We start from the raw sequence: 23,856 nt of genomic DNA, 5'->3' as shown, positions 1-23,856 counted from the left end.
GAAATGGAGTGATGCGATCTTGCGAGCGCAGGCCGAAATGGGGTACCGTCTGCGCTGGCAACTTATCGTCATTTTGTGACACTCACCGTGAGCACCCGAACCCCTCCCACGCAGGCGGCCGACTGGCTGGCGCCCGCGCTGCACCCCATCTACGCCCGGCTGATCTGCGCCGAGATGCGCCGCCGTGGCTTCGACGAGGCGCAGATCCTGTCCGGCACGCGGCTGAACTGGGCGTCACTGCACGAGGGCAACCGCTACCTGAGCTTCGACGAGGTGACCCGGCTGATCCGGCGCGCGGTGGCGCTCACGCAGGAGCCCTGGCTGGGCATCACCGTGGGCTGGGGCACGCAGCTGTCGGCGCACGGGCCGGTGGGGGTGGCGGCCATGTCGTGCGACAACGTGGGGCAGGCGCTGGCCCTGATCCAGCGCCACGCCGGCTTGCGTCAGAGCCTGATCTCGCTGGAGGTCGACCAGCAGGGCGACGAGGTCACCCTGTGGATGCGCGAGCACCTGCAGGCCCCGGATGTGCGCGAGTACATCATGGGCCACCTGATGGGCGCGGGCCTGCGCCTGCTCGACACGCTCACGGGGCTGGACATGACCCGCGTGGCCCGTGTGGAGTTCGCCTTCCCGGAGCCGCCGTGGGCCGATGCCTACCGCCGCTGGTGGCCTTCGGTGCGCTTTGGCATGGAGCGCTCGGCCATGGTGTTGCCGCTGTCGCTCCTGAGCCACCCGGGCCTGGCCCCTGACCCGCAGACCCACCGCATGGCCTTGCGCGAGTGCGAGCGCCTGTGGTCACAGCAGAACGACCCGCGTGACCGCCTGGGGCCCGTGGGCGACCGCATCTTGAGGCTCTTGCTGGCCTGCGAGGGCGGCTACCCGACCCTGAGCGAGTTGGCCGAGCGCGAGCACGTCTCCAGCCGCACCCTGATCCGCAAACTGGGCGACGAGGGCCTGACCTACCAGCAGCTGCTCGACCGCGTGCGCGAAGACCTGGCCTGCTGGTGGCTGCTGCACTCGGACATGAGCGTCGAAGCCATCGCCGACCGGCTGGGCTATCAGGACACGTCCAATTTCAGCCGCACCTTCCGGCGCTGGGTGGGCATGCCGCCGAGCGACTTCCGGCGATCAGCGGGTGCTCAGACCTTGAACACCGCCACCGACTGAACGAGCTCGGCAGCCTGGTGCTGCAGGCTCTCGGAGGCCGAGGCCGACTCTTCAACCAGGGCCGCGTTCTGCTGCGTGCCGTGGTCCATTTGCTGGATGGCCTGGCCGACCACCGACTCCCCGGCTTGCTGCTCGGCGCTGGCCGTGCTGATCTCGGCCACGATGGTGTTGACCCGCCCGATGGCATCCACGATCTGGACCATGGTGTCACCGGCCTGGTTCACCAGCGTGCTGCCTCGCTCGACGCGCTCGGCGCTGGCCGTGATGAGGTGCTTGATCTCGCGGGCGGCGCCAGCGCTGCGCTGCGCCAGCGAGCGCACCTCGGCCGCCACCACGGCGAAGCCTCGGCCTTGCTCACCTGCGCGGGCCGCTTCCACCGCCGCGTTCAGGGCCAGGATGTTGGTCTGGAAGGCGATGCCGTCGATCACCGAGATGATGTCGGAGATCTTGCGCGAGGCCTCGTTGATGCCCTGCATGGTCTCGACCACCTCGCGCACGACCCCACCGCCCTGTTCGGCGACCTGAGCGGCCGCCTGGGCCATGGCGGTGGCCTGCAATGCGTTCTCTGCGTTGCGCTGCACCGTGTGCCCCAGGTCCGACATGGTGGAGGCGGTTTGCTGCAGCGAGCCGGCTTGTTGCTCGGTGCGTTGCGACAGGTCCTGGCTGCCTTGCGAAATCTGGGCGCTGGCCGTGGCCACGGCTTCGGCGTTGCCGCGCACCCGCGTGACCACCTGGGTCAAGCTGGCCTGCATGTCGGAAAGCGCCGCCAGCAGGGGCGTGAACTCGTCGCGCTGATCTTCGTGGATGGTGGTGCTGAGGTTGCCATCGCGCACGCGCTCGGCCACCTCCCGTGAGCGATCCACCCGCATCTTCAGGGTGCGCCCGATCCACCAGGACAGCGTCACCATGGCGCCGCCGATGAACAGGAACACGCCCAACAGCACCATCAAGGTCTGCTGGATGCTCGATTGGATGTGCGCGATGTCGCGCTCGGCGCTGTCGCGCTGGTAGCTCACGGTCTCCGCCAGTTCTTTGAGCAGCGCGTTGCGAGCCGGGATGGTGTGGTCGACCAGGTAAGCAAAGGCCTCGTCCTTGCGGCCCTCGGCGATGAGCTTGACGTTGGCCTCCCCTTGGACCCAGAAAGCCTGCACCGCTGGCGGGATGGCCTCAAAGCGTTCCTTGCCGGCGCTGGTGAACAGTTGCTGCTCATAGGTCTTGAGCAGCTGCTCGATCAGCTGGCGTTTGGTTTGCACGTCCTGCAAGGCCGCGTCGCGTTCAGCGGGCGTGCGCGCCAGCATGGCGTGGCGCAGTTGCAGCGAGGCGCGGGTGACGTTGAGCTCGACCTGGGCGATCTCCGAGAGTTGCGGGATGCGGTGCTTGGCCGTTTGATCGCTGACGGTGGAGACGTCCTGCAGCCGCCAGACCGTGAACAGGGCGGCCCCGATCAGGCCGGCGCAAACCAGCACCGAAGCCAGGGCGATGCGGGCGGCAAGCCCGCGCGCACCGAAAAATGACATGTCGAGCTCCTTTCAGCATTCGTCGTTGTTGCCGGCGCAGAACCAGAGAACTGAAGACATCGTTCGGAGATTCGGTCGCAAATTGATACATCCAGCGCATTCAAACCTGCGAATCTGAAAAAACTGCCCGGGGAATTGGGTGCAGGCGAGGGGCGCCGGCTTCTTACAATCGCCCCATGCCTTTTGTTCACCTCCGCGCCCACACCGAGTTCTCCGTCGTCGACGGCACCGTCCGCATAGACGACCTGGTCAAGCTTGCAGCCAAGGTTCGAGGTCGGGCACGGCGGCCTCGGGCGGGTTGCTGGTGTCGTCGCCGATCAGCCATTCCAGGATGGGCACCAGCACGAACAGCACCAAAAAGGGCAGGACGTACCAGGCGGCGTGGTCCTGGCCCATCAGCTGGGCCACCGGGCCCGTGGCCACGATGGCGGGGATCAGGGCTGGCAGCAGCCACAGGGGCTTCTTCGGGTCCCGGTAGGACGTGGCCATCGGGTCGGGCAGCACAGCGCTCTACACATCCACCGCCGCGAACTGGGTCTCTACATCGCCACCATCGCACCCAATCTCGCCCAGGCTGCGCTGCTCGCCATCCTCGTGCTGGTGCCGATGACCTTCCCTTCCGGTACCTGATCCCCACCCGAAGCCATGCCATCGGGCTGCGCGAAGCCATGTCTATCTCTCCACTTTATTACTTCGTCGAGATGGGCTACGGCATCCTGCTTCAGGGCGCGGGATGGGACATCCTGTGGGTTTGGCGCTGCTGCTTGGCATGGCGATCTTCGGGTTGGGCGTGTGGCGATTCAAGCGTCAGTTTTGATTCGTAAACCAGTCATGTCTCGACCGTGGGTCACGCGCTGCCTCCCAAGTCTGCAGTCCCCACGGGAAACAGGAAGCGCCCAATGCACGCCAGCTTATTGTCCAGGCGCAACTGCACCGAGACCGTTGTGATACGTCGTCCCGCCCGCACAATGTGGGGCACCGCGCAAATCGTGCCGGCGAAAGCCGGTCGCAAGTAATCGAAGGTAAGCGTCGAGCAAGCAGGTAACTCGACCCGCGCCAGGGATCGTGCAAGATGGGTAGCCGCGACCACTTCTCCAAAGCTGGCAAGTACACCACCATGGAAGGTCCGGATCAGGGGATTGCCGACATGATTTTCGCAAAAGTCCATGAGGTAGCGTGTCTCGCCCTCAACGACCTCCTCCCGCATACCCAGAAACCGATGGAAGGGCACCGCCGGCACGAGGACCATTGCTGCCTCTGCACAATCTGTCATTGATTTAACCACCCTCGTCATGCCGCACTCCTGTCCGTCGTATCGAAAGCCGGTCCTAACGTATCGATGGCAAAGGATCCCGTCACCGTGGCAAGCGGCATCTCGTCACCCGCCGCATAAGCCCGGCCGGAGACAAAGGCCACGCTGTCTGTCCAGCCGATGCATTCGACCACCGCGCGCAGGCCGCTGCCCGCCGGAATGGCACGAAGGTAATCGACGCGCAGGTCAATGGTGGCGATAGGCCTGAGCGAGCGTAGCGCGGAGAAAATCGCCAGTCCACACGTCGTGTCAAGCAGGGTCACGAGTGTGCCCCGATGCAACGCTCCAAGGCCGTCGGCCAGAGCCTCAGAAAACGGCATCACCATCTCCGCCTTGGCGTCGGCCACCGCCACCACGTCGACGCCGAGGGCGTTGAACAGTGGATGCTGACTGCCGAAAAAAGCTTTTGCCATGGCAGCTTGGTCCAGTTGCGGCTTCATATGCGACATGCCTGCTCCTCAATTTGCACTGTAAATGTGTTCACTCAATAGATCAGAGCAGCGTCGATATAGCGACGCTCCGCCGCCCGTACGGCTTGCAGGGCATCTGCGAGCAATTTCGTAGGGAAGCATTCACTCTCGGAGCCTGCTTTCAGCGCCAGCGCCAGCGATGTCCAGCATGCGGCACAGTCTGTCATAAGCTGCGGCAGTTGCAGATCGCTGATGCGTGGATCAGCCGATGCGGCTTCGTTCAGAAATTCTGCGTACATTTTGCGAAAACCGCCGCCGCCCGTGCCGCGCCGTTCGATGATTTGATAAGCAAAACGCGTCGTCCAGCGCCAGTCGCCCTCGCGTTCCCAGCGACCAAGATCGGCCAGCCAGGTATCGAGCGCGGCCACGCCGGCATAAGGTCCGCCCTCCAGCAGTAAACGTGCGTTGTGGCGTATGGCTTCAGCCACCCGCTCGACCGAAAGCCGCGCATGAATGGCGGGAGGCGCGAACAAGTTGCCAGCATGAAAAAAAGGAGGCAGTTCCGCGAAGCGGGCACGGGCCAGATCGGAACGTGCCACCGGGATGGGCGCGGGGCGCTCGGTATCGGTCACCAGAATGCAGCCGTCCGCCGGTTGGCGCTGCCAGGCAACGATGGCGTGGCCGGGAAAATGCGTCCGGCTGGTAAAGTACGGCAAGTGAAAAATATCGGTCAGGAGCAGGGCTGGGCGCCCCTGGTCGAGCAAGCCATCCAGCGCCTGCGCGCCCTCCTCGACGGAGCTGTAACTTGTCCAGGCGAACGGTACGTCCAGCGCCTGGAATACCCGCTCCTCATATCCCAGCGAGCGCACATGGACCAGAAAAGGTACCGGGGCATCAGGCAGCGTCAGGTATGTGATGCCCAGCCCCGAGCCCAGCCCAAAACACATGGCCTCGGTCAGCGTCGTGCCATGGAACTCAAGCAAGTCCCGGATGGCCGAACTCCCGCAATGGCGGCCGGACCGATGGGGAATGTCGGGGGCCTGTGCCATATCTGCTGTGTGTAATGTCACTATCGACTTACCCTTCTTAAAGAATGATGAATGAACTTGGGCTCATATCGCTCCGTCGCAATTTGCGTTGCCGTAACCATTGGCCCATCCCATTACCCAAAAACGTTTCAGGTCAGGCTGGTGACCTCAGAACTTGCTTGAGTCAAGCCTGCACCAGAACCCGTTCACCTAACTGTACCCGAGGCCTTCACCAAACCGATCATACGAGCCTTTCTGGACAGGCCCCAGATCCATTTCACTGGATCGCCCCTGCCCAGCTAACACCTATGACTCTCACATTGAAGGCCAATAGGAGGTGTCATGAGCAAACTACGTTACACCCCAAAATTCAATCTTGAAGCGGTCAAGCAGGTCACAGAGTCTGCTGCGGCAGGTTACTGGTGGGCACTTCGCGTAACCCAATTTCCCAAAGCGCAGGAGGCCCATTCGCCCCAGGCCTTGAGATTGTTCGGCCCGGCGGCCTCATTGCGGTACCCGCTCTGGCCGCCCGCCGCAGCGCAGGCTGACCCTGGCACGCTGCAAAACGCCCGCCTGGGCACCATGCGCGCGCATCTTGCCCCTCATGTCGGCGCGCCTTGCGCCACCAACCACACCAATGTTTTGGCGTTGTAGGCCACGCACTTGAGCGTGATCGCCAGCTCGTTTCTGGCCAGCGTCATGGCCCGAACCACTTTGCCACCCAGCTGCTCCAGCCCGGCAAACACATGTTCGACGCGGGACCTTGTCTTGTTGATGCTGCGGTTGCGCGCGCCCAGCCGCTGTCGGGCTTTCTGGCCTGGCTTGGCTCGCCGGGCGATACCGTCGCCCAACTGGTGTCGGGCCAGCAATTCACGGTTGGCCTGCGCGTCATAACCCCGGTCTGCCAACACGCGTCCTCGGGTGTTGCCCGCGTCTAGCACCTCCCCCAGCGATTGACCATCGTCCACATTGGCTGGCGTCACCACGATGCGGCGAATCAGCTTCCAGCGTGCGTCCACGTTGCTGTGCACCTTGTAGCCATAAAAGCTCTTGCCATGCTTCTTGGTCCAGCGCGCATCTCGGTCGGTGTGCTGCAACCGCTTCGTGCTCCAACCCTCAGGTGCCTGGCCTTCGTTGAGCGCCTGGCGCTCTTCGCTGAGGGCCTGCGTGATGGGCGCTTGCACGATACTGGCATCCACAATCTGCCCGCCACGCGGGAGGTAGTCCTGCTGCTGCAACTGCTGGCTCACCGCAGCGAAGATGACCCGTCCACCCAGACCGCCCTTGGCCAGGCGTTGCTTGAAGCTCCACAGCGTGCGCGCATCGGGAATGTGGAGCTGGCCGTCGACGCGGCAAAACCGCTGAAAGCTCATGCGGTCGAGCATCTGGTGCTCGCACTCCTCATCGCTGAGGTTGTACAGCGCCTGCAGGAACTCCATTCGCACCATGACCTCGCTGGCGTAGGGCGGTCGACCGCCCTTGCTGCGCTCTGCACGTGGGCACGCCGTCTCAACCGATTGGGCCACTGCACTGAAGTCGATCAGTCCATCCATCGCCGCCAGGTTGGCAACGTAGCTGCCCAACTTGGCTTGCCGATGTGCCTGCACAAACAAGTCGGTGTCGGGCGGGTCTTGAAAGAAGACCGATGGCTTGATGCGCGGTGTGACCATGATCAGCATCTTGCCGCGTCAGCTAGCGCGGCGCCAGTGGGTTTCAAGAAGTGCCCTGGTAAGTCACCAAGACCAATTCCCCTAGAAGAATAAGGAGATTGCCTACCTTCTGATAGATAGATAAACTTAGCAACCTGTCCACAACACAAAAGACACTCCATTCGACTTTTCCAACCTGAAGAAATACCTCGCCTTGCTGCTGGCGCTCCAGCAGCCATGAAAGGCTTCCAAGAAATGGACAAGGCAGCACTGGCAGAGGGCGCCATCTCAAAGAAACACAAAGAGTTGATCGCAATCGCTGTGGCACTTACCACGCAGTGCGGCTACTGTCTGGAGGTTCATCGCAAGGCAGCAGTTGCTGCTGGTGCCAACGAGCAAGAACTGGCTCAGGCAACCTTCGTGGCCGTAGCACTACGTGCTGGCGCTGCTCTCACCCATGGCACGCATCTGATAACCGACCCTGCGTGAATTCACAAACCCATGAACCCATGAACCCATAAATCATGAAAATCTACGACTTTGAAGGCTTTCCCAACCCCGCCCGTGTGCGCATTGCCCTTGCCGAAAAAGGCGCCACTGACAAGATGCAATTTGTGCATGTCGACGTTTTGAAGGGCGAGCACCGCCTGCCCGGCTTTTTGGCGATGAATCCCAACGCTACCGTGCCTGTGCTGGAATTGGGCGACGGCACCACCATCAGCGAATGCACGGCCATTACTGAGTACATCGACCATGCATTCGACGGCATTTCGCTGACTGGCACGACCGCCAAGGACCGCGCGGTGATCCACATGATGCAGTGCCGCGCCGAACAGGGCGTGATGGACGCCGTGGGTACCTACTTCCACCATGCCACACCCGGCCTTGGTGCGCTGGAGCTGTACCAGAACAAAGAATGGGGTTTGAAGCAGCGTGAGCGTGCCATCGCCGGCATGCGCTATTTCGACAGCGTGCTGGCAACGCAGCCCTTTGCAGCCGGCCAGCACTTCTCAGTCGCCGATATCACTTTGTTCGTGGGCCTGAATTTTGCTGACTTCGCCAAGATCGAGTTGCCTGCGGACTTGCCTCATCTGAAGGCGTGGCGCGCTCGTATGGCCCAGCGCCCCAGCATGGGTGGCTGATTCGAACAGTCTCAACTGCCTTCACCTGACCACCCAAACGGAGTACCGATGGACCTCATCAACGCCCAGTTCGACCAACGGGTGCTACTGCATGGTGCCGACCTGCCCTGGGTGGACTCCCCTGTGGCAGGTGTACAGCGCAGAATGCTCGACCGCATAGGCGGTGAGGTTGCCCGAGCAACCTCCATCGTGCGCTACGCACCCGGCAGCCATTTCAGCCCGCACACCCACCACGGTGGTGAAGAGTTCCTGGTGCTTGACGGGGTCTTCCAGGACGAGCGCGGCGACTACCCTGCCGGCAGCTATATCCGCAACCCGCCCACCACACGACACACGCCAGGCTCCGAGACCGGTTGCGTGATCTTCGTGAAGCTGTGGCAGTTCGACCCGGCGGACCGCACCCCGGAGGTGATCGACACCAACAAGATCGGCCGTGTGGACGACGCCACCCGCCCCGGCGTGGCGGTGACGCCCTTGTTCGAGGACGAGCGCGAAACTGTGAGCCTGGAGACCTGGCTACCCGGCACACGGCTTGACGCCGTGATGCCTGACGGCGCGGAACTGCTGGTGCTGTCCGGCGGCTTCACAGAGGGCGCAGACGAACTGCGAGCCTGGTCTTGGTTGCGCGTCCCTCGAGGGGGGCGACTCACCGCCATCGCTGGGGCGCAAGGCACCACCGTCTGGGTCAAAACGCGCCACCTGAGCTTGGTGCAAGTCCCACCTTCGGCTTGACTAGCACTTGGCAAAGCGATATCGCAAAAATATGTACGGTTGAGACAACGGTACCATGGCTAACAAACGTACCGAACTGCAAACCCTGGCGCAGGCCATCGTCCAGCGATCGGGCTTGCGCGAACTGAGTTTTCGCCAACTCGCCGAACAGACGGGCGTCAAGTCGTCTAGCGTGCACTACTACTTTCCGGAAAAGCACGACCTCACCGCCGTGCTGATCACCAGCTACAGCGAGGCCTTCGCGCAGCGCTTGACAGCCATTGCCAACAAGCCTACAGCCTTAAAACGCAAGCTGTCAGCCTTTATTGACCTATTTGAAGAAGCTGCTCAGGACGACAAGCTGTGCCTGTGCGGCATGTTGGCCGCCGAGTTGTCCTCACTCGACGAGCACTGCCGCAGCCTCTTGAGCGGCTTCTTCAAACAGGCAGAAGCTTGGTTGGCCCAGATCCTGAAGCAACATAAGGGCGAACTGCTTAACCCCCTGCCCCCAAGCCGGTTGGCCGCCGTGATGATGTCCGGGCTGGAAGGCGCCTTGTTGCTGGACCGCGTGAACAGCGCTGGAGACCACTTGCATGCACAACGCCAACTGATCAACTCGTTTGCGGCCGGCACGGCAGTCTGAGACGGCACCACTTTCCGCGACAGGCTCACGCAGCAGCCCGGCTCGCCCACAAACGCCCGCCGGGACTGTCGACCATCCCGCAGCCCCCCATATCCCTTCGGCAAACGGACTGCGCGCCAAGACCGGGAGTGGCTTATTGCGCTTGAAGATGGCCAAGTTTTTCCCCTGACGCCAGAGATCCTTCGTAAGCAATGGGATGGACGCCCCCACCCGATGACGGCAGAGTGGCGCGTGTCGGCCACTTGAAACGGAAGGAGCGTCCACCATGCAGACACGACAATTGGCATCGACCTGGCCAAGAACGTATTCCAGGTCCACGGAGCGAACGAGCGCGGCAAGGCGGTGTTGCGCAAGCAGTTAAGGCGAGACCAGGTTGCCGCCTTCTTCGCGAACATGACGCCGTGCCTGATCGGCATGGAGGCTTGCGGCAGCGCTCACCACTGGGCTCGCAAGCTGCAGGAGCTTGAGCACACCGTGCGGCTCATGGCGCCTCAGTTTGTGAAGCCCTGTGCCTCTCCCAGCTTTCGGTACTTGGTCGAAATCGTCTGAAGCTTCTCGACAAAGGTGTGGGTAGGCGCGTAGCACGGCACGTCAACAGCTCGGTTGTCTGCCACTAATACGCCGCGTGCGCTTGCTGTATCCCACGCCCAGGACGAGATTGTCACCGGTCTGTTGGGTGCGGTGTCATCAAAGCCGAGCTCCAGCAAGATCCCGTCTTTGACACCTGCCAATGGGGCCGTGCGCGCTGCATAGGACAGGCGAATGCCACCGCTGCGCATCTTCTCGTCGTCGAAATCTTCATCACGCGCGACTTGAAAAATGCCCGGGATTCTGATTTTAGTGGCCAGCCAGTCATAGAAAGCCCGACGGGACGAGACATGAGCGACCTTGTTGTGATGGCGGCCGGTCTTGACCTCCAGCTCTTTGGGAGGCGCGATCCGGATGTCGATGTCCTCCGAGAATCGGTGGATGACACCGAAGCCCTTGGACAAGGATGTGCCGCCCTTGAGTTCGAAGTTGAACCCCTAAGTTCGCAGCCCCAAAAGGCAATGCATGATCCAGTAGTCCTTCCCGACCAATGTCGGATCAAGGCTTCGTTCGTCAGCGACCACGGCAAGCAGGTCGCCGAAGTCCTTGCGGTGATGCAGAAATTCAGGCACTCAGCCAACCTTTGGCTCGCTTGCGGGTCGCCACAGAGCCAAACGTCGAGAGCGCGCGTTTGAGCTTGTCGAGGTCAAACGAAGACAGCTTGCTCTGCGCTTGCCGCAAGACAGCATCGCGATCTTCAGCCAACTGCTCAAGGTTGTTGAGCAGATCGACAAACAAAAACTCCGGCGTGAGCTTTTTGGGGAAACGTGGTTTCACCCGGAAATCGAACTGCCGATTGCCCAGCTTGAACACACCATGCCGCTTGTGGTTGTAGACCAGTGTGCGGTTGTATAGCTGCGTGGTACCCAGGCCCACAGCGTTGTATGCCGAAGGCGAGAACACGAGGAAGTCACTGTCGCGAAGAAAGCTGCCAACCACCTCGGCATCCTCAGGCGGTACAGGACCGAAGCTGGACACCCTCGGCACGTAGTACATGCCCTGCGCCAATTTCTTCACAAGCCCCTCGGCGACCAACTCACGCACGTGACGGTCCACCGCATTGCTCATCTCTGCCAGATCCTCTCGCCGGTACACGCGCCCGGGGCGCAATAAGGCAGCCAGCCGTTCGGCGGCACCGCTTACCAGCATCCTCGATGGAGCAGAAACGCTTTCCACGATTGATTTCTCATTGAAATTTCATGCAATCTTAGGAGGAAATGGCGATCTTTGCAAGGCACCCAGCGTCGCCGGCCACGCTGTGTGCGGCGAGGCGGCTACCGCGAGGGGAAATCGCTGTCGACATCCAGATGACCAGCGCTTCCCGACGAGATAATGCAGCCACCAGTTGGGAGCAGATGAGCACGTCGTCAAGCACAGACCATTTGGGTAGCTAAGTGGGTAGCTAGACGCAAAAATCAGCAAAACTCAGACAAAAACATCAATAAATTCAACGCGCTAGAAAACTCATGAAACTCTCCACCTGGAACGTCAACTCCCTGACCGTGCGCCTGCCGCAATTGCTGGACTGGCTGGCCGCCAACCCGGTGGACGCCATCGTGCTGCAGGAAACCAAACAGACCGATGACAAGTTCCCTTTGGCGGAGCTGGCGGCCGCGGGCTACCAGGCGCATTGCTTCGGCCAGAAGACCTACAACGGCGTGGCCCTGCTGACACGAGACAGCGTCGACAGCAGCACCGTGCTCAAGAACATCCCCGGCTTCGACGACGACCAAGCCCGCGTGATCGTGGGCACCGTGGCGCATGCCACCCTGGGGTCAATCCGGGTGGTGGGTGGCTACTTCCCCAACGGCCAGGCGCCCGACAGCGACAAGTTCGTCTACAAGATGGGCTGGCTGGAAGCACTGAATCAGTTCATCAAGCAAGAGCTGCTCATGCACCCAAACTTGGTCCTGATGGGCGACTTCAACATCGCGCCCACCGACGCCGACGTGCACGACCCGGTCCTGTGGGCAGGCCAGATCCACTGCACCCCACAAGAGCGCGAGCATTTTCAAAGGCTGGTGGGATTGGGTCTGCACGACGCGTTCAGGTTGTTCGAGCAGCCGCCCAAGCCCTGGAGCTGGTGGGACTACCGCAACCTGGCTTTCCGCAAGAATCAAGGCCTGCGCATCGACCACATCCTGGTCAGCGACGCGCTGAAGCCGCATGTCACCGCCTGCATGATCGACAAGGTGCCGCGCAAAAACGAACGCCCCAGCGACCACGCGCCGGTGATCGTCACGCTGGGCTGATCAGCTTTCCAGAAAGCGCCGGAAAGGTGCCGGCAAGCCAATCGAAGCCAGCTTGGCCAAAGGCACCCAGCGGCCCGCGATGTCGGTGTCGGCGCCGCTGCCGTGGGGCATCAAGGCCTCGTTCAAACCAGTGAGGCTGACCGAGCGCATGGGGTGCAAGCGCCAATCCAGGTGGGTCAGCACGTGGTTGACCACCGGTTGCGCTTCGGGCTCGGGCAAGCCCAGCGCCGCTGCCGCGGCCAGCAGATCGGCTTCGCTGTCGAACAGGGGCAAGGTCCACAAACTGGCCCACACGCCCGTACCAGGGCGCTGCACCAGCCACACGGCATCGCCCTGCTCCACCCACAGGCACCAGCTTTCGCGCTTGCTGCGCTTGAGCTTGCGCGTCTTGACCGGGTAGGTCTCAGGCGCCCCCAAGACACGCGCCTGGCACAGGTCAACCCAGGGGCACATCAGGCAAGAAGGCTTGCGCTGCGTGCACACCGTGGCGCCCAAGTCCATCAAACCTTGCGTGTACGAAGGCATGTCACGGCCCCGGCGCGGCAAGACCAATACCGCCGCTTGCCAAAGCGCCTTCTCGTTCGCCGAGAGAGCCAGGTCCTGCCCCCAAGCCATGACCCGCGTCAACACGCGCTTCACATTGCCATCCAGGATGGTGGCGCGCTCGTCAAAGCAGAAGGACGCGATGGCCGCCGCCGTCGATCGGCCAATGCCCGGCAAAGTCTCCAGCAATTCAGCCGTGGCGGGGAATTGCCCACCATGCTCGACCATCACCGCCTGAGCGCACTTGTGCAGGTTGCGGGCACGGGTGTAATAACCCAGCCCAGCCCACAAGGTCAGCACGTCGTCAAGCGGCGCTGCGGCCAGCGAAGCCACATCCGGAAAACGCGCCAGAAACCGGTCAAAGTACACCAGCACGGTGCTGACCTGGGTCTGCTGCAGCATGATCTCGGACAGCCAGACGCGGTAGGGATCTCGCACGCCTTGCCACGGCAAATGGTGCCGCCCTTCCTGGCGCTGCCAGGCCACAAGGCGGTCCGCCAAGTCAGGATTGAGCGCCTGGGCCCGTTGCTGCAACTCGTGTGAAGAATCGACCATCAACAAGGCGGCTTGGGTAGCCTGCCGCCTCATGCCCCTTGCGATACCTCGTCAGCGCCCGACAGGTTCAGGGAAATGGGCTCGATGTGCGCGGCTTTCAGATACTCGGACACGGACGCATGGCCCTCTGGGCCACCCAGCACCACCTCGGCTTGCGCCTGGGCCACCAACTCTTCGATCAGCGTGTTCAAACGCGTCTGCAGTTGCAGCACCCGCTCGTCTTGCGCCTGGACTTCCTGCAGGCGGGTGTCCAGTTCATTGGACGCCGACTGGATGCGGTCCAGCGATTCATAGCGGCGCTTGAAGTTGCGGCGGCGCTCACGCAGTTGGCTGTCCACTTGGGCGGAAGCCGTCTTGTTCCAGAGCTCGATATCGTTGCTGACGGTCTCGAACACCACCCGCAAACGCGAGATCAACATGCGGCGGAACTGCTCCTGGAACCCCGGCTGGGCCAGGCGGAAGGCCTGACTCAAGCCCAGGTACTGCACGTAATTGCGCTCGATCAGCGTCAGGTCGTCCGTGTACTTGCGCACATCCAACTGCTGCTCGGCCAGCAAGCTGAAGCCAAACTCGGCATTGAGCTTGGCGAACGAAGCCACCAACATTGAATGGGTTTCGTCATTGCGCTGCTGGGCCTGCTCGATCAGCAAGCGCAAGCGCCCGCATAAATCCACAAATGCTTTTTTGGCGCCCAGGGGCAGCCAAGAACCACCCAGCACCTGCCCCAACACATCCACTTCTTGGCGCAAACGGTCGGACGACAAATCATGCAAAGCCGCCTTCAGCATGCGCGAATGCACGCTGCGCATGGCCGACAAGCGGGCCGTGCATTGCTCAAACTCGGTGGCTTCGGCCTGCACGCGCTGCAACATCAACTGGACCTTGCCAGTGCTCTTGCCACGCAAGCCGCGCAACTCGAGCAATTGCTCGGCATGCTGGCGGCGCAGCTCGCCAAACCGGCGGCCCAACTGCGATTGAAACTGACGCGCACCCTCGATGGCCGAATCGGCCAGCATCTGGCGCCGCTTGGGCAAAAGGCCTTCCGACAAGGCGGTTTCGAAGGACTCCAGGCGGCTGGCACTCAGGCCGGCGGCATCGCCACCCAGGCGAGCGGCCAGCGCTTGCCGGGCCGAAATCGGGAACACGTGTTCTGGCGGGATTTCAAGCGTCTGCGCCACGCTCTCGCATTGGCGGTGGATCACGTCCTCCACCTGCTGAGGCGTGCTCAGCGGGTCTGACAAGGAGTCGATCTTGTTCAAAGCGACAAAGCGGGCCAGCGCAGGGCCACACAGGTGGTCTCGCCAGATGCTCAAATCGGATTTGGTGACGCCCGTGTCGGCGCCCAGGATGAACACCGTGGCATGCGCTTGGGGCAGCAGGCCCAGCGTCAGTTCAGGTTCCGTGCCGATGGCGTTCAGGCCAGGAGTGTCCAGCACCACCAGCCCGCGTTTGAGCAAGGGGTGCGGCAGATTGATGCGGGCGTGGCGCCACACCGGCACCTCGACCTTGTCACCCTCTTGCAAAGGAGGGTTGTCTTCAACACGCTCGTCGTCCCAGAAGCCCAGCAACTTGGCTTCTTCCTTGGTCACCAAGCGGGTTCGCACGACCTCGCCCAAAGCCTGGGCCATGCCATCGGGGTTGCTCAGGTCAAGTGCGATGTGGGTCCAGGCCTGGGGTTGCAGCCGAAACTCGGCCAGGGAAGCCGCCTGCAGCCGGGTATCGATCGGCAGCAGGGACAGGCCCACCGGATCTTCCGCGTCGTAGCCCAATTCCACCGGGCACATGGTGGTGCGGCCGGCCGAAGCGGGCATCATGCGCCGCCCCTTGTCCGAGAAGAAGATCGCGTTGATCAGCTCGGATTTGCCGCGCGAAAACTCGGCCACGAAGGCCACCATGAGCTTTTCGCCAGACAAGCGATGGCGCATGGCCTCGAACCATTCAGCCGACGCTTCGTTGAGCAAGTCCTGCTCGCGCGCAAAGCGCGCCAGGTCAGCAAGCTTGGCATCGGTGGCAACGCGCCACTGTCCCAGGGCGTCCAGGTTACTGGCGAAGGTAGGCATCATGGGAGCTCATCCTAGCGTAAGGCGCCAATGTAAAGACGTGAAAAGGCCGCCTGTAACCACGCCTTACTATTTTTTCTGGCAAACCGGGCAAAAGAACGTCGAACGCTGACCTTGCAGCATTCGACGAACAGCAGTCGCGCAGTTCCGGCAAGGCTCGCCTTCACGGCCATACACCCGCGTGCTGAGCTGAAAGTGCCCCAGGCTGCCATGAGCGTCCTTGAAATCGCGCAGGCTGGAGCCGCCCATGGCCAGTGCCTGGTGCAGCACCTCTTGCACCGCCAGCACCAGCCGATCACAACGGGCGCGGCTGAGGCGGCCAGCGGCCAGTTGCGGGTCAATGCCGGCCATGAACAAGGCCTCGCAAGCGTAGATGTTGCCCGCGCCCACCACGATGTCGCCCGCCAGCAAAGCCTGTTTGATGGAAACCTTGCGGCCTTTCAGGCGCTGGTGCAGGTAGGCCCCCGTCATGGCTTCGTCAAACGGCTCCAGCCCCAAGCCGGCCAGCAGGCGCGCGGGCAGGCCCGATGCCATGGAGGCGCCCCACACCACCGCACCAAAACGCCTTGGATCGGTCAGCCTCAGCAAACCTGCGGTGGTGTCCAACTCGAAATGGTCATGCGGGCCCGCGGGCCCTAATGACTTCGCAAAGCTCAAGGCGCCCGACATGCCCAAGTGCACCAGCAAGCCTTCGGGCGGGCTTTCAGCGGAAACGCCAGCCGGGCTCAAGGGCACCCACAAATATTTACCCCGGCGCAACACGGCACCGACCGTGGCGCCCTCCAATCGGCCAGGATCACAACCCAGGGGCCAACGCAGAGGTTTGCCCATGCGCAGCGACAAAACCTGGGCACCCAGAATTCGGGACGCAAAACTCTGGCGGGTGACTTCAACCTCGGGCAATTCAGGCATGGACCGCATTATCGATGCCGTATCAATAGAATGGCCACAACCACGGAGAGTCCATGCCTGCACTGACCGCCACCCCGCTTCCCCATTCTTTGAAAACCCTCAGCCGGGCTTTGGCCCTGACAGGGCTGTTGCTGGGTGGTCCTGCCTTGGGCTGGGCGGCCGGCGCTGCAGCGCCCGCGGAGGCCGAATCCACGCCGGCATTTCAGAACTCGCGCATGGACAGCGCCTTGTTCTACCAAACACTGGTGAGCGAGGTCCAGGCCCGCAGCGGCAACGTCGGAACTGCCTACCAGATCTACCTCGAGCTGGCCCGCAAGCACCGCAACCCCGAGCTGTTCAAACGCGCGGTTGAAATCGCCCTGCAGGCCCGAGCGGGGGAAGAAGCCCTGACGGCGGCCAAGGCGTGGCGTCAGGCCTCGCCGCAATCCAAAGAGGCCGCCGAATTCAACGTGCAGATTTTGTTGGCGCTGGGCCGCAGCAAGGACTTGGTCGATCCGCTCAAATCGCTCATCCAACTCAGCCCCACGCCGCAGCAACCAGCGATGATCGCCTCGCTGCCCCGCTCGCTGGCCCGATTGTCTGACCGACAAGCCGCCGCCCAGGTCATTGACGAAGTCACCCAGCCATGGCGCACGCGACAGCCCGCGCTGGCCGAAGCCTGGGTGGCCAGCGGTGAAGGCTGGCTGGCCGCCAAGGACACCAACAAAGCCATGGACGCGGCCAAGAAGGCCAAGGCGCTGCAGCCTCAAAGCCTGGGCGCCGGCTTGCTGGCCATCAACCTGATGGAGGAGGCCCCCGGCGCCGAAGACCTGATCCGCCAACAACTTGAACGCAGCGATGCCCCCCCACTGCTGCGCCTGGCCTACGCACGCAAGCTCGCTGGCTTGCAGCGCATGAGCGAGGCGGCCGAGCAACTGGACGCCGTGGTCAAGGCACAGCCTGACCAGATCAGCGCCTGGCTGACCCTGGCCGCGGTGCGCCTGGAACTGCACCAGCCCGACCAGGCCGAAGTGGCCCTGCAGCATTTCCTGGCCCTGAAAAAGCCCGCATCCGGCAAATCAGCCGGTGGCGACACCAAAACTGGCGCGCTTGACCCGGTGCAGTTGGCCGTGGATGCCGACACCAGCGAAGAGCAGGCCTACACCCTGTTGGCCCAGGTCGAAGAGCAACGCGGCAACTGGCAAGCCGCGCTTGAATGGCTGCAACGGGTGGAAAAATCCGACACCAGCCTGCTCATCCAGAGTCAGCGCGCCAAGCTCATGGCCAAGCAAGGCAAATTGGCAGAGGGCCGCGCCTTGATCCGGGCCATGCCTGAGAGTGAACCACGCGACGCCTTGGCCAAGTTGCAAGCTGAAACGCAACTGCTGCGCGACCTCAATGAATGGGATGCCGCCTACGCCGTGATGGCCGAGGCCAACCAGCGCTTCCCCGACGACGCCGATTTGCTCTATGAGCAGGCCATGCTGGCCGAGCACCAGCACAAGTACGACGAGATGGAAAAACTGTTGCGGCGGGCCATTGAGCTCAAGCCCGACAACGCCAACGCGTACAACGCCCTGGGCTACAGCCTGGCCGACCGCAATCTGCGCCTGGACGAAGCCCGCGCCTTGATCCGCAAGGCGCTGGACCTGCGCCCTGGCGACCCCTTCATCACCGACAGCCTCGGTTGGCTCGAGTTCCGCAGCGGCCGGATCAATGAAGCACTGGCCCTGCTGCGCCAGGCCTACAAGGCCCGCCCCGACCCCGAAATCGCCGCCCACTTGGGCGAGGTGATGTGGTCGCAAGGCGAGCGCGACGAAGCCATCAAGGTCTGGCGCAAGGCCCAGGCACGCGATGCCAAGAACGAGTCCTTGCTCGACACCATCAAGCGCCTGCAAGTCCAGCTGTGAGCTTCAAGCATGCCTCGATTGCCACTGTGCTGGTGGCTTGCCTGAGCGCTTGCTCGCAGTTCCCTGGGCGGCCGCCCGGCACAGTGCCACAGACCACGGCTGCGGGCCAATTGGCCCTGCAAGGCCAACTCAGCGTCAAGCTGCAGGCCTTCCAAGGCCTGGAGGCCAAAGGCGTGAGCATGGGCTTCTTCTTCAACGGCGGACCACAAGGTGGACAGTTGGACCTGATGACCCCCATGGGCAGCCAGGTGGCTCGCGTGCACTGGACCGACACAGAGGCCTGGTTGCAAACCGACCAGGGCAACCGCCACTTCAGCACCCTGGGCGAGCTCAGCCAGGAAGTGCTTGGGGAACCCCTGCCTTTGGCCGCCTTGATGCACTGGGTGCAAGGCCAGCCCGCGCCCGACCTGCCAGCCCCCATCAACACCCAGCCCAACTCGTTCGAGCAAAGCGGCTGGCAAATCGACACCACCGACATCGGCATCGGACGCCTCATCGCGCAGCGCCCCGCCAATGCAGCACTGCGCGGCGTCACCGTCCGCATCAGGCTCGACCGCTGACACCGCCATGGCCAGCCTTCACAACCTGCCCGCACCCGCCAAACTCAACCTGTTCCTGCATGTCACGGGCCGGCGTGATGACGGCTACCACCTGCTGCAGTCAGTGTTCGTTCTGATCGATTGGGCCGACACCCTGCACATCGACACCCGGGACGATGGCCAATTGCACCGCCACGACCTGGGCCCTGCCCTGCCAGCCGATGACCTTTGCCTGCGCGCGGCAAAGCTGCTGCAGCAGGAAAGCGCCACTTCGCAGGGCGCCGACATCCAGATCGACAAGCAGGTGCCCTGGGGTGCCGGCATGGGCGGGGGCAGCTCCGACGCGGCCACGGTTTTGCTGGCACTGAACCAACTTTGGGGCCTGCACTGGAGCCGTGACCGCCTGGCCGAGCTGGCCCTTCGGCTTGGCGCCGACGTGCCATTTTTCATCCACGGCCACAATGCCTGGGTGGAAGGCATTGGCGAGCAAATCATGCCGATCGCCCTGCCGCCTGAGTTGATGGCCACGCGCCTGGCGGTCCTGAAACCCCCTGTCGCCGTGCCGACACAGGCCATTTTTACCAGCCCCCATCTTTCTCGCAACACGGAAGCTGCTACAATTTCGCTCTTTCTTGCAGCGCCCAAGTGCTTTGGCCGCAACGACTTGCAAGCTCCCGCAGAGCACCACAGCAGTCAGATCAGCCAGGCACTTGAGATCATGCGGAAACGCTTCGGCAACAGTCGCATGACCGGTTCCGGCAGCGCGGTGTTCTCCTGGTTGGGGGCGCCCGCGGCAAACCAGTCATTCACACCCGCTGATGTGTCTCTCAATGATCCCACTTGGGCCGGACGCCTCTGCCGCGTTCTGGGTCGTCACCCGCTGTTTGATGTTTTGACCTGATTTTTTCCAGTGTCATGCACAAACAGCGAAAAAGAACCCAAGAACTTGCGGTAGTCGCAAAAAACCGGCTATAATGTGAGGCTTCTCGCATGAGAGAACAAGCTACCGGTTTCGGTGATCAGCGCTGAAAAGCAAAGGCACCGGATCCTGTGTAGGGGAGTCGCCAAGTTGGTTAAGGCATCGGATTTTGATTCCGACATGCGAAGGTTCGAATCCTTCTTCCCCTGCCAAAGTTCTTCAAGTACGTTCCAAAGAACGCACGCACATTGCCCATCACCTCCGCCTGCGGTTGAAGTTCGGCCGCACCGATCCAGGGCAAGGCGCATGGGCAAGATGCAATTCACCGCCATCTGCCGCCGCCCATGCTATCCGACACCGTACTGTTCACTGGCAACTCCAATCCGGCGCTTGCCCAAGAAATCGCTTCGCACCTGGGTGCTGAGCTTGGCAAGGCCGCCGTTGGCAGCTTCTCGGATGGCGAAACCACGGTCGAGATCCAGCAAAACGTGCGCGGTCGTGAAGTTTTCGTGGTGCAGTCCACTTGCGCGCCCACCAATGACCACCTGATGGAGTTGTGCATCATGGTCGACGCGCTCAAGCGCGCCTCGGCCCAGCGCATCACCGCCGTCATCCCTTACTACGGCTATGCCCGCCAGGACCGCCGCCCGCGCTCCACCCGCGTGGCCATCTCGGCACGTGTCGTCGCCAACATGCTCGAAGCCGTGGGCGTCAACCGCCTGCTGACCATGGACCTGCACGCCGACCAGATCCAGGGCTTCTTCAACATCCCGGTCGACAACATCTACGCATCGCCCGTGTTGCTGTCCGACCTGCAATCCAAGGGTTACGACGACTTGGTGGTGGTCTCGCCCGACGTCGGCGGCGTGGTCCGCGCCCGTGCGCTGGCCAAGCAACTCGGTTGCGACCTGGCCATCATTGACAAGCGCCGCCCCAAGGCCAATGTCTCGGAAGTGATGCACGTCATCGGTGAAATCGATGGCCGCAACTGCGTGATCATGGACGACATGATCGACACCGCCGGCACCCTGGTCAAGGCGGCTGAAGTGCTGAAAGAGCGTGGCGCCAAAAACGTTTATGCGTATTGCACGCACCCCGTGTTCTCTGGCCAGGCCATCGAACGCATCAAGAATTCGCAACTCGACGAAGTCGTCATCGCCAACACCATTCCCTTGAATGATGCCGGCAAGGAGTGCAAGAAGATCCGCCAACTGTCGGCCGCCTTCCTGTTCGCCGAAACGATTCGTCGCATCTCCGATGGTGACTCGGTCACCTCCCTCTTCTCGGAGCAGAACAACAACTTCTGATCCGATTTTCCTGACCGCTGAGGGCGCGAGCCCGAAGGTGGTCTTTTCCCAAGCGCCTGGTCGCGGGCGCTTTATCCATATTGGAGTTATCCATGAAATTCACCGCTTTTGAGCGTAGTCTGCAGGGGACCGGAGCGAGCCGCCGCCTGCGTCTCGTCGGCAAAGTTCCTGGCATCGTTTACGGTGCTGGCGAAGCCACCACGATCGAAGTCGATCACAACGCGCTGTACCACGCCATGCGCAAGGAAGCCTTCCACTCGTCCATCCTCGAGATGGAACTGGCTGGCAACGTGCAAAAAGTCCTGCTGCGTGATTACCAGCTGCACCCTTACAAGCAACAAGTGCTGCACGTTGACTTCCAACGCGTTGATGCCACCACCCGCATCCACAAGAAGATCCCCCTGCACTTCATCAACGAAGCTGATGCACCTGCGGTCAAGATCGACAAATGCACCATCACCCACGTGGTGAGCGAGCTGGAAGTGGAATGCCTGGCCGAGCAGTTGCCTGAGCACCTGACCATCGACCTGGGCGCCATGACCAAGGGCCAAACGCTGCACCTGAACGACGTCGATTTCGGCGCCGGCATCAAGGTCCTGACGCACGGCCGCAAGAACCCCGCCATCGCGACGGTGGTCGAGCCCGTGGCTGAAGAAATCATTGCTGCCCCCGTGGCCGCCGCTGAACCCGCCAAGGGCAAGAAGGGCAAGAAGTAATCTTCTTGTTCTCTTGAGCACACAGCCCCGTCAAGCCCCGCTTTGGCGGGGCTTTTCTTTTGGACAAGTCCCATTCATCATCGCAGCCCATCATGATTCGACTGTTTGTTGGCCTGGGCAACCCCGGCCCTGAATACGAAGACACCCGCCACAACGCCGGTTTCTGGTGGATCGACGCGTTGGCACGCCGCCTGAACGTCAACCTGGTGGCCGACCGCAGTTACCACGGCTTTGTGGCACGGGCCAACCTGCCCGGCGGGCCAGTGTGGCTGCTGCAGCCACAAACCTACATGAACGTCTCGGGCAAATCCGTGGCGGCCCTGGCCAAGTTCTTCAAGATCCTGCCCAGCGAAATTTTGGTGGCACATGACGAACTCGATTTGCTGCCAGGCCAGGTCAAGCTCAAGCACAGCGGCGGACACGCCGGCCACAATGGCTTGCGTGACATCCACGCACAACTCGGCTCGCCCGACTATTGGCGGCTTCGCCTGGGCATCGGCCACCCGGGCATCAAAACCGAAGTAGCGGCCTATGTGCTGCGCAAACCGCCTCAGGCCGAGCGGCAGGCCATCGAGAAATGCATCGACCAGGCCCTGGGCGCCACCGAAGCCTTCATCGTGGGTGACATGCCCAAGGCCACCTTGCTGGTCCACGCCCAGCCGCCCCGACCCAAGCCACCGCGGCCCCCACTCGCACCGCCAGCGGGCGACCCCAAGCCTGAGTGAGCCATTCAAATATCTATAAAAAAGGGAGAGAAAAATGCGCAAAGACCAGCGCCCATCACTTTGCGGACGCCATGCGCTGCTGATGTTGACCAGCACGCTGTGGCTGGCCGCAACATGCGCCCATGCCGCGCCCGCTTACCGTTGCGAAGAGGCCGGCCAAGTGCGCTACCAGCAGCAAGCCTGCGACGGCGGGCGCGCCATGGAGGCCACCGACCAGCGCACCACGGCACAGCAACAACACACCGCGCAAGCCGCGCAAACAGCCGCCAAACTGGGCAAGCAGTTGGAGCGAGAGCGGCGTCGGCAAGAAAAGGCATCGGCAGGCCAACGGCCCATTGCCATGGATCGCCCCGATCGCCAACCCAAGTGGAGCAGCCCGTCAACCCAAGGTCAGACCTTGAAGCGGTCACGCCCATTCACGGCCAAAGTGCCCAAGGACAAGAGTCTTTCGGCCAAATCAGGCTGAAGAGTTGGACAAGGCCTTGTCTTGAGCGGCCAGCCCTTGAAGGCGTTTGTACTTGGCCATCAATTCGTCGGCCGACTCTGTGTAGACCGGGTCGACCGGGATGCATTCCACCGGACAGACTTGCACGCACTGCGGCTCGCCAAAGTGGCCAACGCATTCCGTGCAGCGAGCCGGGTCGATGACGTAGATGGACTCACCCATCGAGATGGCTTGATTCGGGCACTCCGGTTCACAGACATCGCAATTGATGCATTCGTCGGTGATTTTCAGGGCCATGATTCAGCCGCCAGTCTGCGAAGCCACCAAGCGGGCCTTGAGTCGGTCCAGGACGCTGGGCGCAACGAACTTGGAGACATCTCCACCCAGCATGGCGATCTCGCGCACAAACGTACCCGACACGAATTGGTACTGGTCTGATGGCGTCAGGAACACGGTTTCAACATCGGGCATCAATTGCCGGTTCATGCCCGCCATCTGGAATTCATACTCAAAGTCGCTGACTGCCCGCAGGCCCCGCACCACCACCTTGCCGCCATGTCCGACCACGAAATCGCGCAGTAAGCCGGCAAAGGCGATGACCTCGACATTGGGGTGGCTGGAGGCCAGCTCCTGCGCCATGGACAGACGTTCTTCCACGCTGAACATGGTGCGCTTGTGGTGCCCCGCCGCCACGGCCACGATGAGCCGATCGAAGAGACGGGCCCCGCGGCGCATCAAATCGGCATGACCCAGGGTCATGGGGTCGAAGGTGCCAGGGTACACGGCGGTCAGGGGCGAAGATGAAGGCATCGGCGCAGGAATATCAG

Annotated in this window: 25 protein-coding genes, 1 tRNA gene and 2 pseudogenes; 15 read left to right on the top strand and 13 right to left on the bottom strand. The window is 62.3% G+C overall.

Annotated elements, in window-relative coordinates; all coding sequences use genetic code 11:
- Positions 1-87 precede the first annotated feature (87 nt).
- On the top strand, positions 88-1,167 hold the full coding sequence (locus LQ232_RS05630; protein WP_125245596.1) for an AraC family transcriptional regulator: 1,080 nt from the start codon (positions 88-90) through the stop codon (positions 1,165-1,167).
- On the opposite strand, the gene LQ232_RS23580 is transcribed toward LQ232_RS05630, so the two are convergent.
- From LQ232_RS23580 to LQ232_RS05595, 6 genes are all read right to left on the bottom strand, one after another.
- The gene (locus LQ232_RS23580; RefSeq protein WP_125245597.1) at positions 1,140-2,684 is read right to left on the bottom strand and encodes a methyl-accepting chemotaxis protein; all 1,545 of its coding nucleotides are present in this window, start codon (positions 2,682-2,684) and stop codon (positions 1,140-1,142) included. The two genes, LQ232_RS05630 and LQ232_RS23580, sit on opposite strands and share 28 nt — an antisense overlap.
- 249 nt (positions 2,685-2,933) lie before the next feature.
- Positions 2,934-3,188: a hypothetical protein gene (locus LQ232_RS05615; protein ID WP_230179364.1), complete on the bottom strand. Its 255-nt coding sequence runs from the start codon at positions 3,186-3,188 to the stop codon at positions 2,934-2,936.
- A gap of 343 nt (positions 3,189-3,531) precedes the next feature.
- On the bottom strand, positions 3,532-3,978 hold the full coding sequence (locus tag LQ232_RS05610; protein WP_199758685.1) for a PaaI family thioesterase: 447 nt from the start codon (positions 3,976-3,978) through the stop codon (positions 3,532-3,534).
- A complete protein-coding gene (locus tag LQ232_RS05605; RefSeq protein WP_199758686.1) occupies positions 3,975-4,445 on the bottom strand; it encodes a PaaI family thioesterase in 471 nt (156 codons plus the stop codon). The genes LQ232_RS05610 and LQ232_RS05605 overlap by 4 nt, the downstream gene beginning before the upstream one ends.
- Positions 4,446-4,480: 35 nt before the next feature.
- Positions 4,481-5,455 (bottom strand): BtrH N-terminal domain-containing protein, encoded by a 975-nt coding sequence (locus LQ232_RS05600; protein WP_125245599.1) that lies wholly within the window; start codon positions 5,453-5,455, stop codon positions 4,481-4,483.
- Positions 5,456-6,036: 581 nt separating this feature from the next.
- Positions 6,037-7,104 carry an IS5 family transposase gene (locus tag LQ232_RS05595; RefSeq protein ID WP_125245601.1) on the bottom strand — a complete coding sequence of 356 codons (1,068 nt, stop codon included), beginning with the start codon at positions 7,102-7,104 and terminating at the stop codon, positions 6,037-6,039.
- 216 nt (positions 7,105-7,320) lie between these two features.
- Between LQ232_RS05595 and LQ232_RS05590 the strand changes: the two genes are divergently transcribed.
- From LQ232_RS05590 to LQ232_RS05570, 5 genes and pseudogenes are all read left to right on the top strand, one after another.
- Positions 7,321-7,572: a carboxymuconolactone decarboxylase family protein gene (locus LQ232_RS05590; RefSeq protein WP_125245602.1), complete on the top strand. Its 252-nt coding sequence runs from the start codon at positions 7,321-7,323 to the stop codon at positions 7,570-7,572.
- 35 nt (positions 7,573-7,607) lie between these two features.
- Positions 7,608-8,225 (top strand): glutathione S-transferase family protein, encoded by a 618-nt coding sequence (locus tag LQ232_RS05585; protein ID WP_125245603.1) that lies wholly within the window; start codon positions 7,608-7,610, stop codon positions 8,223-8,225.
- Positions 8,226-8,273: 48 nt separating this feature from the next.
- Entirely contained in the window at positions 8,274-8,957 is a 684-nt protein-coding gene (locus LQ232_RS05580) for a cupin domain-containing protein (RefSeq protein WP_125245604.1), read from the top strand.
- Positions 8,958-9,012: 55 nt separating this feature from the next.
- Positions 9,013-9,579, top strand: a complete 567-nt coding sequence (locus tag LQ232_RS05575; protein ID WP_125245605.1) for a TetR/AcrR family transcriptional regulator — start codon at positions 9,013-9,015, stop codon at positions 9,577-9,579.
- Positions 9,580-9,858: 279 nt separating this feature from the next.
- Positions 9,859-10,086: pseudogene (locus LQ232_RS05570) on the top strand (IS110 family transposase); the annotation flags it as partial.
- Here LQ232_RS05570 and LQ232_RS05565 read toward each other — a convergent pair.
- Positions 10,071-10,583 (bottom strand): annotated as a pseudogene (locus LQ232_RS05565) (nucleotidyl transferase AbiEii/AbiGii toxin family protein); the annotation flags it as partial. The pseudogenes LQ232_RS05570 and LQ232_RS05565 sit on opposite strands and share 16 nt — an antisense overlap.
- 148 nt (positions 10,584-10,731) lie before the next feature.
- The gene (locus LQ232_RS05560) at positions 10,732-11,343 is read right to left on the bottom strand and encodes a hypothetical protein (RefSeq protein ID WP_230179362.1); all 612 of its coding nucleotides are present in this window, start codon (positions 11,341-11,343) and stop codon (positions 10,732-10,734) included.
- Between the two features lie 290 nt (positions 11,344-11,633).
- Between LQ232_RS05560 and xth the strand changes: the two genes are divergently transcribed.
- On the top strand, positions 11,634-12,419 hold the full coding sequence (gene xth, locus LQ232_RS05555) for an exodeoxyribonuclease III (protein ID WP_230179361.1): 786 nt from the start codon (positions 11,634-11,636) through the stop codon (positions 12,417-12,419).
- On the opposite strand, the gene mutY is transcribed toward xth, so the two are convergent.
- From mutY to mutM, 3 genes are all read right to left on the bottom strand, one after another.
- Positions 12,420-13,517, bottom strand: coding sequence for an A/G-specific adenine glycosylase (gene mutY / locus LQ232_RS05550; protein ID WP_230179360.1), 1,098 nt, complete (start codon positions 13,515-13,517; stop codon positions 12,420-12,422).
- A 29-nt stretch (positions 13,518-13,546) separates the two neighbouring features.
- On the bottom strand, positions 13,547-15,580 hold the full coding sequence (locus tag LQ232_RS05545; protein WP_230179359.1) for a dynamin family protein: 2,034 nt from the start codon (positions 15,578-15,580) through the stop codon (positions 13,547-13,549).
- Between the two features lie 66 nt (positions 15,581-15,646).
- Positions 15,647-16,489 (bottom strand): bifunctional DNA-formamidopyrimidine glycosylase/DNA-(apurinic or apyrimidinic site) lyase, encoded by an 843-nt coding sequence (gene mutM / locus LQ232_RS05540; protein ID WP_230179358.1) that lies wholly within the window; start codon positions 16,487-16,489, stop codon positions 15,647-15,649.
- A gap of 53 nt (positions 16,490-16,542) precedes the next feature.
- On the opposite strand from mutM, the gene LQ232_RS05535 reads away from it, so the two are divergent.
- The 8 genes from LQ232_RS05535 (at position 16,543) to LQ232_RS05500 (ending at position 23,050) form a co-directional block, all read left to right on the top strand.
- On the top strand, positions 16,543-18,378 hold the full coding sequence (locus LQ232_RS05535) for a tetratricopeptide repeat protein (RefSeq protein WP_230179357.1): 1,836 nt from the start codon (positions 16,543-16,545) through the stop codon (positions 18,376-18,378).
- Positions 18,375-18,938: an outer membrane lipoprotein LolB gene (locus tag LQ232_RS05530; protein ID WP_230179356.1), complete on the top strand. Its 564-nt coding sequence runs from the start codon at positions 18,375-18,377 to the stop codon at positions 18,936-18,938. The genes LQ232_RS05535 and LQ232_RS05530 overlap by 4 nt, the downstream gene beginning before the upstream one ends.
- A 7-nt stretch (positions 18,939-18,945) precedes the next feature.
- Positions 18,946-19,818 (top strand): 4-(cytidine 5'-diphospho)-2-C-methyl-D-erythritol kinase, encoded by an 873-nt coding sequence (gene ispE / locus LQ232_RS05525; protein WP_230179355.1) that lies wholly within the window; start codon positions 18,946-18,948, stop codon positions 19,816-19,818.
- A gap of 153 nt (positions 19,819-19,971) precedes the next feature.
- Positions 19,972-20,048, top strand: a tRNA-Gln gene (locus tag LQ232_RS05520).
- A gap of 132 nt (positions 20,049-20,180) precedes the next feature.
- Positions 20,181-21,143, top strand: coding sequence for a ribose-phosphate pyrophosphokinase (locus LQ232_RS05515; protein WP_230179354.1), 963 nt, complete (start codon positions 20,181-20,183; stop codon positions 21,141-21,143).
- A 92-nt stretch (positions 21,144-21,235) separates the two neighbouring features.
- Entirely contained in the window at positions 21,236-21,859 is a 624-nt protein-coding gene (locus LQ232_RS05510; RefSeq protein WP_230179353.1) for a 50S ribosomal protein L25/general stress protein Ctc, read from the top strand.
- Positions 21,860-21,951: 92 nt separating this feature from the next.
- The gene (pth, locus tag LQ232_RS05505) at positions 21,952-22,584 is read left to right on the top strand and encodes an aminoacyl-tRNA hydrolase (RefSeq protein ID WP_230179352.1); all 633 of its coding nucleotides are present in this window, start codon (positions 21,952-21,954) and stop codon (positions 22,582-22,584) included.
- A gap of 34 nt (positions 22,585-22,618) precedes the next feature.
- Entirely contained in the window at positions 22,619-23,050 is a 432-nt protein-coding gene (locus LQ232_RS05500) for a hypothetical protein (RefSeq protein WP_230179351.1), read from the top strand.
- On the opposite strand, the gene LQ232_RS05495 is transcribed toward LQ232_RS05500, so the two are convergent.
- A complete protein-coding gene (locus LQ232_RS05495) occupies positions 23,042-23,326 on the bottom strand; it encodes a YfhL family 4Fe-4S dicluster ferredoxin (RefSeq protein WP_230179350.1) in 285 nt (94 codons plus the stop codon). The two genes, LQ232_RS05500 and LQ232_RS05495, sit on opposite strands and share 9 nt — an antisense overlap.
- A gap of 3 nt (positions 23,327-23,329) precedes the next feature.
- Positions 23,330-23,839 carry a pantetheine-phosphate adenylyltransferase gene (gene coaD / locus LQ232_RS05490; protein ID WP_230179349.1) on the bottom strand — a complete coding sequence of 170 codons (510 nt, stop codon included), beginning with the start codon at positions 23,837-23,839 and terminating at the stop codon, positions 23,330-23,332.
- Positions 23,840-23,856: the final 17 nt, after the last annotated feature.

Source organism: Aquabacterium sp. CECT 9606 (assembly GCF_918741295.1).
In the GTDB taxonomy this organism is placed as follows: domain Bacteria; phylum Pseudomonadota; class Gammaproteobacteria; order Burkholderiales; family Burkholderiaceae_C; genus Aquabacterium.
Note: the sequence above shows the minus strand (reverse complement) of the source record. Positions and strands in the feature narration are given on the sequence as shown.

What these genes read in the sequence shown, in the direction of transcription:
- LQ232_RS05600 (WP_125245599.1), bottom strand. Translation starts at nt 5,455, where the DNA reads ATGGCACAGGCCCCCGACATTCCCCATCGGTCCGGCCGCCATTGCGGG.
- LQ232_RS23580 (WP_125245597.1), bottom strand. Translation starts at nt 2,684, where the DNA reads ATGTCATTTTTCGGTGCGCGCGGGCTTGCCGCCCGCATCGCCCTGGCT.
- LQ232_RS05510 (WP_230179353.1), top strand. Translation starts at nt 21,236, where the DNA reads ATGAAATTCACCGCTTTTGAGCGTAGTCTGCAGGGGACCGGAGCGAGC.
- LQ232_RS05515 (WP_230179354.1), top strand. Translation starts at nt 20,181, where the DNA reads ATGCTATCCGACACCGTACTGTTCACTGGCAACTCCAATCCGGCGCTT.
- LQ232_RS05595 (WP_125245601.1), bottom strand. Translation starts at nt 7,104, where the DNA reads ATGGTCACACCGCGCATCAAGCCATCGGTCTTCTTTCAAGACCCGCCC.
- LQ232_RS05495 (WP_230179350.1), bottom strand. Translation starts at nt 23,326, where the DNA reads ATGGCCCTGAAAATCACCGACGAATGCATCAATTGCGATGTCTGTGAA.
- LQ232_RS05535 (WP_230179357.1), top strand. Translation starts at nt 16,543, where the DNA reads ATGCCTGCACTGACCGCCACCCCGCTTCCCCATTCTTTGAAAACCCTC.
- xth (WP_230179361.1), top strand. Translation starts at nt 11,634, where the DNA reads ATGAAACTCTCCACCTGGAACGTCAACTCCCTGACCGTGCGCCTGCCG.
- mutM (WP_230179358.1), bottom strand. Translation starts at nt 16,489, where the DNA reads ATGCCTGAATTGCCCGAGGTTGAAGTCACCCGCCAGAGTTTTGCGTCC.
- LQ232_RS05580 (WP_125245604.1), top strand. Translation starts at nt 8,274, where the DNA reads ATGGACCTCATCAACGCCCAGTTCGACCAACGGGTGCTACTGCATGGT.
- LQ232_RS05585 (WP_125245603.1), top strand. Translation starts at nt 7,608, where the DNA reads ATGAAAATCTACGACTTTGAAGGCTTTCCCAACCCCGCCCGTGTGCGC.
- LQ232_RS05605 (WP_199758686.1), bottom strand. Translation starts at nt 4,445, where the DNA reads ATGTCGCATATGAAGCCGCAACTGGACCAAGCTGCCATGGCAAAAGCT.
- pth (WP_230179352.1), top strand. Translation starts at nt 21,952, where the DNA reads ATGATTCGACTGTTTGTTGGCCTGGGCAACCCCGGCCCTGAATACGAA.
- LQ232_RS05500 (WP_230179351.1), top strand. Translation starts at nt 22,619, where the DNA reads ATGCGCAAAGACCAGCGCCCATCACTTTGCGGACGCCATGCGCTGCTG.
- LQ232_RS05545 (WP_230179359.1), bottom strand. Translation starts at nt 15,580, where the DNA reads ATGATGCCTACCTTCGCCAGTAACCTGGACGCCCTGGGACAGTGGCGC.
- LQ232_RS05610 (WP_199758685.1), bottom strand. Translation starts at nt 3,978, where the DNA reads ATGACGAGGGTGGTTAAATCAATGACAGATTGTGCAGAGGCAGCAATG.
- coaD (WP_230179349.1), bottom strand. Translation starts at nt 23,839, where the DNA reads ATGCCTTCATCTTCGCCCCTGACCGCCGTGTACCCTGGCACCTTCGAC.
- ispE (WP_230179355.1), top strand. Translation starts at nt 18,946, where the DNA reads ATGGCCAGCCTTCACAACCTGCCCGCACCCGCCAAACTCAACCTGTTC.
- mutY (WP_230179360.1), bottom strand. Translation starts at nt 13,517, where the DNA reads ATGGTCGATTCTTCACACGAGTTGCAGCAACGGGCCCAGGCGCTCAAT.
- LQ232_RS05590 (WP_125245602.1), top strand. Translation starts at nt 7,321, where the DNA reads ATGAAAGGCTTCCAAGAAATGGACAAGGCAGCACTGGCAGAGGGCGCC.
- LQ232_RS05575 (WP_125245605.1), top strand. Translation starts at nt 9,013, where the DNA reads ATGGCTAACAAACGTACCGAACTGCAAACCCTGGCGCAGGCCATCGTC.